Origin of the sequence: uncultured Enorma sp. (genome assembly GCA_905210055.1) — a bacterium.
Taxonomy (GTDB): Bacteria; Actinomycetota; Coriobacteriia; order Coriobacteriales; family Coriobacteriaceae; genus Enorma.
Map to the genome: position 1 here is coordinate 1 of CAJLVH010000100.1, position 7,311 is coordinate 7,311.

The window sequence follows — 7,311 nt, forward strand, 5'->3', positions numbered from 1 at the left end:
GTCGTCCACGAGCACGATGGTCATGCCGTCGATGCTAAACGGGATGTCGGTGGAATGGACCTCGGGGGACATATGGGTCGCGAAGTCGTCGCGATAGAAGCTGATGTCCAGCTTGCCCAGGGGAACCTTGACCCCCTCGATCTCCTCGATCTTCTCGACGAGCTGCTTGGCAAGCAGGTCGCCGCGTGTCACGATGCCCACGAGCGCGAGGTTCTCGCAACCTTCATTCCGCTCGAGGATCTCGTGCGCGATGCGCGTAATGGCGCGGTTGATGGCGGTCTCGTCCATGATGACCGCCTTAGGCTTCGTGCCCATCGCACTCCTTCCTCTTATCGATGCCTCCGGGCACACCACGCCCGATCGAGGCAACAAAAAAAAGATGCCCGACCGCCGCGCGGCACGGACACCCCGAAGAAGGAACCGGTCGCCTGCAGCGCTTTTGGTATTCCGCAACCAACCGGAACGTATGTCTTTCCTTGCGGGTATCTCGTACCACGTTTAAAGGTCCTGCCTAGTGTAGCATGCGTCAGAGCATTCGCGCGCGTGGTTCCCGCCAACGGCAGCATGCGCATAGAAATCCTCGGAGACTGCATATTTGCATGTGCAGCTGCCCAGATGGAACGAAATGGACAACGCGCTTCGTCGTATCGAACGATTCACCGCAGCAATGTTCTGAGACTTTTTTTCAAATGGTCCTTGCCAACGCGCGCGACTTTTGTATACTAAGTTCTGTTGCTTGCGAGCAGCCATTCCTCGGTAGCTCAATGGTAGAGCACGCGGCTGTTAACCGCGCTGTTGTAGGTTCGAGTCCTACCCGGGGAGCCATTGTTTATAAAGACCCTGTCAGTCCCCCTGGCAGGGTCTTTTCGTATGCATCGCGTACGCGCCGAACATCTCTGCAGTCTCGCACCAAATCAGGTTCGAGCCGAACGGAAAGGCATCGGTGCGAGCGTCGAATGCAAAGAGGCTTGGGTTCTGAGCGAACCCAAGCCGTCTCTAAAATCATGCACCTACAAGGCACCAATAAAACTGGAATCAAAGCGATCGCGCTACATCTCGATATAGTCCTTGAGCTTGCTCGAGCGGCTGGGATGGCGGAGCTTCGCAAGTGTCTTGCTCTCAATCTGGCGGATGCGCTCGCGGGTCACGCCGAACACGCGGCCGACCTCCTCAAGCGTGCGCGGGTTGCCGTCGACGAGACCGAACCGGAGCTCAATGACCTTGCGCTCTCGATCGGCGAGCGAGTCGAGCACCTGCGAGAGCTGCTCCTGCAGCATGGAGAAGCTCGCAGCATCGGGCGGGACGACCGCCTGCGAATCCTCGATGAAGTCGCCGAGCTGGGAATCCTCTTCCTCGCCGATAGGCGTCTCGAGCGAGACCGGCTCCTGGGAGATCTTCTGGATCTCGCGCACACGATCCGCGCTGATGCCCATTTCCTCACCGATCTCCTCGGGAGTTGGGTCGCGACCGAGATCCTGCAGCAGCTGGCGCTGGACGCGCACGAGCTTGTTGATCGTCTCGACCATGTGCACCGGGATGCGGATGGTGCGCGCCTGATCGGCGATCGCGCGCGTGATCGCCTGGCGAATCCACCACGTCGCATACGTGGAGAATTTGAAGCCCTTCTCGTAGTCGAACTTCTCGACAGCACGGATAAGGCCGAGGTTACCCTCTTGGATGAGGTCGAGGAAGAGCATGCCGCGTCCCACATAGCGTTTCGCGATGGAGACGACGAGACGGAGGTTCGCGCTGATGAGCGCCTGTTTCGCCTCAAGACCCACTTGCTCGACGCGAGAGAGGCGGCGCATCTCGGCGCGCGTGAGCGAAAGCTCGCCACGATCCGCGGCCTCGAGCTTATCCGTTGCGTCGAGACCAGCCTCGATCTTCATGGCAAGGTCGACCTCGTCTGCAGCGGTGAGCAGGTCAACCTTACCGATCTCCTTGAGGTACATGCGCACGGGGTCACCGGTGAGCATGACGGTCGAAGCATCGATACCGCGTACGCGCGAACGCGAGCGCGAGGTGCGTGCCCGTGATTTCTTCTTGCGCGCGGAGCCCATCTCGGACTCAGCGATCTTGGCGACCTTGATGTCGTGATCCTCGATGCTCTCGTCATCCAAATCGTCATCGAGGTCATCGACGCCGAGCGCGTCCTCATCGTCGGCATCGGCGACGTCATCGACATCCATGGGAAGGTCGTCGTCGCCGTCAACCTGCGAGGTCACCTCGATACCGCGATCTCGAAGCGAGGTATAGATAGAACTAAGCTGTGCATCGTCTACATCGACGTCTTTCAGGACGACCTGGATCTCGTCCTCGGAAACAGACCCGGACACCGAGCCCCTATCGACCAACGTATTGATGTAAGCCTCGAGCTCGATACCTGTATGCTCGGTCTTTTTCGGCACAGAAGCTCCCTTCCTTAGTCCACGGGACTCATTACTTTAACACAGCTCACTATACCCAATACGTGGGAATATGAAGCATCAGAATATATTTCTGACTGGACAAATTCAGAAGGGCTACTGTCTGTTACGCGGCATCTTTACCTCGGCATTCGCACCTATTCGGTAACGAAGGGATCCGCGATGCCGCCGACGGCCTGCTGCAGCTCGCGCTGGCGGGCAGCGAACTGCGTCGCCTGGATGGTGAGGGCACGGCGCTCGTCATGACTAAGCGAACGGTCTTGCCGCAACCGCGCCTGCACGGCACGAAGACGACGTTGCACGGTATAGAGTTCAAGCGTGTTAATGAGAAACTCGATATTCGCCTTCGCGGAATGCTTGCTCGTGGAGGAGATGAGTCCGCTCGAGACAAGCTGGGGAGCCTCGGGGCACACGGCGAGCACAGCGGCCATGGCATCGGAAGCGCTCGTCCCCTCGGGCGTGGCGAGCACGGCCCACGCGATAGATTCATGTCGGGGATCGACCCAATCGATCTCGGTAATGCGCTCAGCGAAGGGGCGGAACGAATCTGGCGCGCTTGTGAGCATCGTGAGCAGCTCCCGCTCGCAGGCGAGCGCGCGGCGCTCAAGATCGCTCAACACCATGGGCGACGCAGGGGAGGCAGCGTACGCTGCCCCATCGGCACGCTCGGACTGCACGGCACCCGCATTCGCCCCCATATCGGCGACATCGTAACCATATGCGTCATCGGGGACGTAATCGTACGGAACATCACCGATGGCAGGATCGACAGGGGCGCTCGCGAGCGCGCTCCCCGAGGCAGGTCGGGTCAAGGCGCTGCGCGCACCGGGCTTGCCCGCACCCCGCGACGCCGCCTCGCGCATCTGCTCCCTGCGGCGTGCGTTCGCCTCCTCTCCGGCGACGGTGCGGAACACGCGCTGCGCGGCGCTGCGTACGGTATCGACGTCGATCTGCAGCCTATCGGCGATCTGCATATAGTAAGAGTCCACCAGGTAGCTCGAACGGAGCGGGTAGATGAGGCGGCACGCGTCGTCGAGTGCGGCGGCGCGGCCGCCCGGCGTGGAGATGTCGCTGCGTGCCTCGAGCTTGCGGAACACGAAGTCCATGAGCGGCTCTGCGGCACCCAACAGTTCTCGCAGCGCGTCTCCACCGTTCGCGGTGATGTACTCCATGGGATCCATGCCGTCGGGCAGCACCACGCAGCGCAAATCGACCGTGCTCTGCTCGATGAACTGGATCGCGCGTTCAGCAGCCTTCTGTCCGGCGGCGTCGCCGTCGAACAGGTAGACGATCTGCTTCGCGAACCGCGAAAGCGTCTTCACATGGTGCTCGGTGAGCGCGGTGCCGAGCGTGGCGACCACGTTTCCGATCCCCGCCTCATGACAGGCGATAGCGTCGGTAAACCCCTCGACCACCACCGCCTGCGCCGCAGCGACGATATGCTCCTTCGCCCAGTTGAACGCGTAGAGGTTCCGCTTCTTGTGAAAGACGCTCGTCTCGGCGGTGTTAAGGTACTTCGGCTGACCATCGCCCATGATACGCCCGCCGAACGCAATGCATGCACCCCGCTCATCGAAGATAGGGAACATCACGCGCTCGTAGAATCGGTCGGCAAGGTTGCCGCGGTCGCGCCGAATGGCGACGTTCGCGTCGATCATCTCCTGGGCGGTAAACCCTTTCGAAGACAGATGCGCAACGAGCGCTCCCCTGCCCGGCGCGTACCCGAGCCGGTATTTGCGGCACACATCGGAGCCCATCGAGCGCGAGGAGAAATAGGTACGAGGACGGTCGTCGCGGCCGCGCATGAGCTGCAAATGGTAGAAATTCGAAGTCTCCTCGCACACGTCGATGATGCGGGAGCGCTTGGTGCCACGACGGACACCGACGTTCGAATCCTCGATCTCGATACCTGCCCGGTCTGCGAGATACCGGATCGCCTCCGGAAACGAGAGGTTCTCACGCTTCATGATGTAACTGAAGCAGTCGCCGCCCTCACCGCAGCCGAAACAATGCCATACCTGGGTCGCCGGAATCACATGGAACGACGGCGTCTTCTCACCATGGAAGGGACAGCATCCCCACAGGTCCTGACCGCGGGGTTTCAGCGGGACGGTCTCCTGCACGAGCGCCACGAGGTCGGTCGCCGCGCGCACGCGGTTCTTGTCCTCCTCAGAGATCATCGAGCGCCACCCCGCTTTCGCCAAACTCGTCCTTCACGCTATCGATATTATCGAGCACCGTCCGGACAAGTTCGTCGACCGACGAGAACTTCACAAGGCCGCGAAGCCGACGCGCGAACACAAGCGAGATGTCATGGCCGTACACATCGCCGGAAAAGCCGATGAGATGTGCCTCGAGCGACGCCGATTTTGGGCGATCACGAAAGGTGGGCGGCACGCCAACATTGATCGCCGCCGGCCACACGCTGCCCTCGACAAGGGCGAGACCGCTGTAAACGCCCTCCTTGGGAAGCTGGATACCATGAGGCACCTCAACGTTCGCCGTGGGGAATCCCATGCTCGTTCCCTCACCGCGGCCAGACCGGATGCGCCCACGCACAAGATACCTGCGGCCAAGCTCGACTTCAGCCTGCGCAAGCTCGCCTTCGGCGATATGCTCTCGGATATGCGTGGCAGACACCACCTCACCGTCGCAACTTACGAGCTCGTGACCGGCAAGCGCGATGCCATGCTCGGCACACCACCCCTGCATGATGGTCACCGTAGATGCCCCGTGATGCCCGAGGCGAAAGTCGCTCCCCACATGGATTGCGCGGACGTCGCAGGCAGCGAGCAGCACCTTCGAGAAAAACGCAGCATGATCGAGCCTCGAGAGCTCGGGCGTGAAGGGTATGACGAGCACCGCGTCCACACCGGAGCGGGCGAGAAGCGAAAGACGGTCATCGTGCGTCGTAAGCTTGAGCGCGGGGCACGTCGACACCACGGTGTCGGGATCGGGATCGAACGTCACCGCTACGGTGCGCCAGCCATGCAGCCGACCGTCGGCGACGGCGGAATCGATGAGCGAGCGATGACCGAGGTGCACGCCGTCGAAGGCACCGATCACGGTCACCACGGGTTCAAGCGTGGAAAGGCACCCGGGCTCCCATGCCATGATAGGTGCCGCAAGTGCACCCGGCGCGGAGACGAGGAAATCGCGTCGGAGCTCCACCGCATCCGGCATCACAAGCGCACCCCCTCGATAGGCTGCGGAAACACGTCACGCGGGCGGACGCACCCGCATGCGACCTCACCGAGCGCGACGAGGGTGCCCTCCCGCACGAGCGCGACGCGTGCACCCTCAGCAGGTAGCTCTCCGTGCGGCGCAACCACCTTACCGCAGAGAACGTCCGCAACCTGTGCCTCGCTGAGGACGAGCGCCGGCACATCGAGCGCGGCGACAGGATCGAGTGCCGATGCGCGGGCAATGTCGACGGAAAGCGTATTGAGCGCAAGGCAGCGCTCGATACCAACGGAACCCGAAGCCGTACGCCGAAGCGCCACGAGATGCGCGGCGGAGCCAACGGCACGACCAAGATCGCGCGCAAGCGCCCGGATGTACGTGCCCTTACTCACCGTGAAACCGGCTGTCCAAACAGGCGCGCCGTCCTCGTGGGCGATGCCATAGAGCTCCGCGGCATGAACGGTTACCGGTCGCGGTGCGAGTTCTACGTCCTCGCCGGCACGGGCACGCTTGTACGAGCGCACGCCGTCAACGGAAATGGCGGAATATGCGGGAGGGGTCTGCATCTGGTCCCCCAAGAGGCGAGCAAGCGCATCCCGGGCGAACGACTCCTCGAACAAGCATGCGTCGACCGGCACCTCGCGCGACGCCTCGCCTTCCGCATCGTCGGTCACGGACTCGCATCCGAAACGGATCTGCGCCACATAGCTCTTAATGTCGAGGGTGAGCATGCCGAGCAGGCGCGTCGCCTGCCCGATGCCCACGACCATGACGCCTGTTGCAAGCGGATCGAGGGTTCCCGCATGCCCCACGCGCCGCTCCCCCACCGCACGCCGTACGCGCGCCACGACGTCGTGCGACGTGACGCCGATCGGCTTATCGACCGCGATGAGAGCGTTGAGCTGTGCGACCTTGCGTCGAGCCATGGGGCTCCCTTCAAACGATATGGTTGGTGGCGGCGATAGCATGCCGCGCGAACGTGCTGCCTACGCAGCGGGTGCGGCGTCGTCGCCCTCCGAGGCTTCGCCGCGCACGAGCGCCGTGAGGAGCGGCAGCACGGCGTCGAGCGCGTCTTCGATGGAGCCTTCGAACGTGAAACCGGCCGCAGCGGCATGACCGCCGCCGTTGAACGTCGCCGCGACGCCCGAAATGTCGACGGCCGACTTCGAGCGTAGATTGCCGCGGACACGACCGTCATCCAGCCCCTTCAAGAACACGCAGACTTCGACGCCGCCCACCGAGCGCACGAGATCGACGAGGCCGTCGCACTCATCGGTCGAGACCCCACACCGTGCGAGGTCTTCGGCACGTGCGAAGCTGTATGCCACCTTGCCGTCGGCGACGGTACGGATGCGTCCCATGACGATCGACTCGAGATGCAGGTACTCGATACGCTGGCTTTGGTAGACCTCGAGCGAGATACGCGCAGGTTCGGCACCAGCCGCCACGAGGCGGGACGCCACGCAGAAGCTCTCGGGATCCGTGTTCTGGTATTGGAAGCGACCGGTATCGGTCACCAAACCGCAGAACAGGCAATTTGCAACCTCGGGCGTGATGGCGATATTACAGAACGACAGGAATTCCTCAATGATCACCGAGGCCGCCGCCGCTTCAGGACGGCGAATGGCGATATGGGCGAACTCCTCGCGCGCCGGATGATGGTCGAAGCACACGATCCGGCAGCTTCGGCGCGCTACGGCAG

6 protein-coding genes and 1 tRNA gene are annotated in these 7,311 nt (G+C 62.4%); 1 reads left to right on the forward strand and 6 read right to left on the reverse strand.

Annotation, left to right across the window (positions count from 1 at the left end; all coding sequences use genetic code 11):
• Positions 1–315 (reverse strand): bifunctional pyr operon transcriptional regulator/uracil phosphoribosyltransferase (locus QZ079_RS06860; RefSeq protein ID WP_297036836.1); only part of this gene is annotated, 315 nt, incomplete at its 3' end.
• 435 nt (positions 316–750) lie between these two features.
• On the opposite strand from QZ079_RS06860, the gene QZ079_RS06865 reads away from it, so the two are divergent.
• A tRNA-Asn gene (locus QZ079_RS06865) sits at positions 751–825 on the forward strand.
• A gap of 224 nt (positions 826–1,049) precedes the next feature.
• On the opposite strand, the gene rpoD is transcribed toward QZ079_RS06865, so the two are convergent.
• The 5 genes from rpoD to QZ079_RS06890 all read right to left on the reverse strand — a co-directional run.
• A complete protein-coding gene (gene rpoD, locus QZ079_RS06870) occupies positions 1,050–2,408 on the reverse strand; it encodes an RNA polymerase sigma factor RpoD (RefSeq protein WP_297036838.1) in 1,359 nt (452 codons plus the stop codon).
• A 155-nt stretch (positions 2,409–2,563) separates the two neighbouring features.
• The gene (gene dnaG / locus QZ079_RS06875) at positions 2,564–4,606 is read right to left on the reverse strand and encodes a DNA primase (protein ID WP_297036841.1); all 2,043 of its coding nucleotides are present in this window, start codon (positions 4,604–4,606) and stop codon (positions 2,564–2,566) included.
• Positions 4,596–5,609 carry a riboflavin biosynthesis protein RibF gene (gene ribF / locus QZ079_RS06880; protein ID WP_297036850.1) on the reverse strand — a complete coding sequence of 338 codons (1,014 nt, stop codon included), beginning with the start codon at positions 5,607–5,609 and terminating at the stop codon, positions 4,596–4,598. Before ribF ends, dnaG begins: the two co-directional genes overlap by 11 nt.
• Positions 5,609–6,535, reverse strand: coding sequence for a tRNA pseudouridine(55) synthase TruB (gene truB / locus QZ079_RS06885; RefSeq protein WP_297036843.1), 927 nt, complete (start codon positions 6,533–6,535; stop codon positions 5,609–5,611). The genes ribF and truB overlap by 1 nt, the downstream gene beginning before the upstream one ends.
• Before the next feature lie 60 nt (positions 6,536–6,595).
• The coding region (locus QZ079_RS06890) for a bifunctional oligoribonuclease/PAP phosphatase NrnA (RefSeq protein WP_297036846.1) at positions 6,596–7,311 on the reverse strand (716 nt) is incomplete at its 5' end.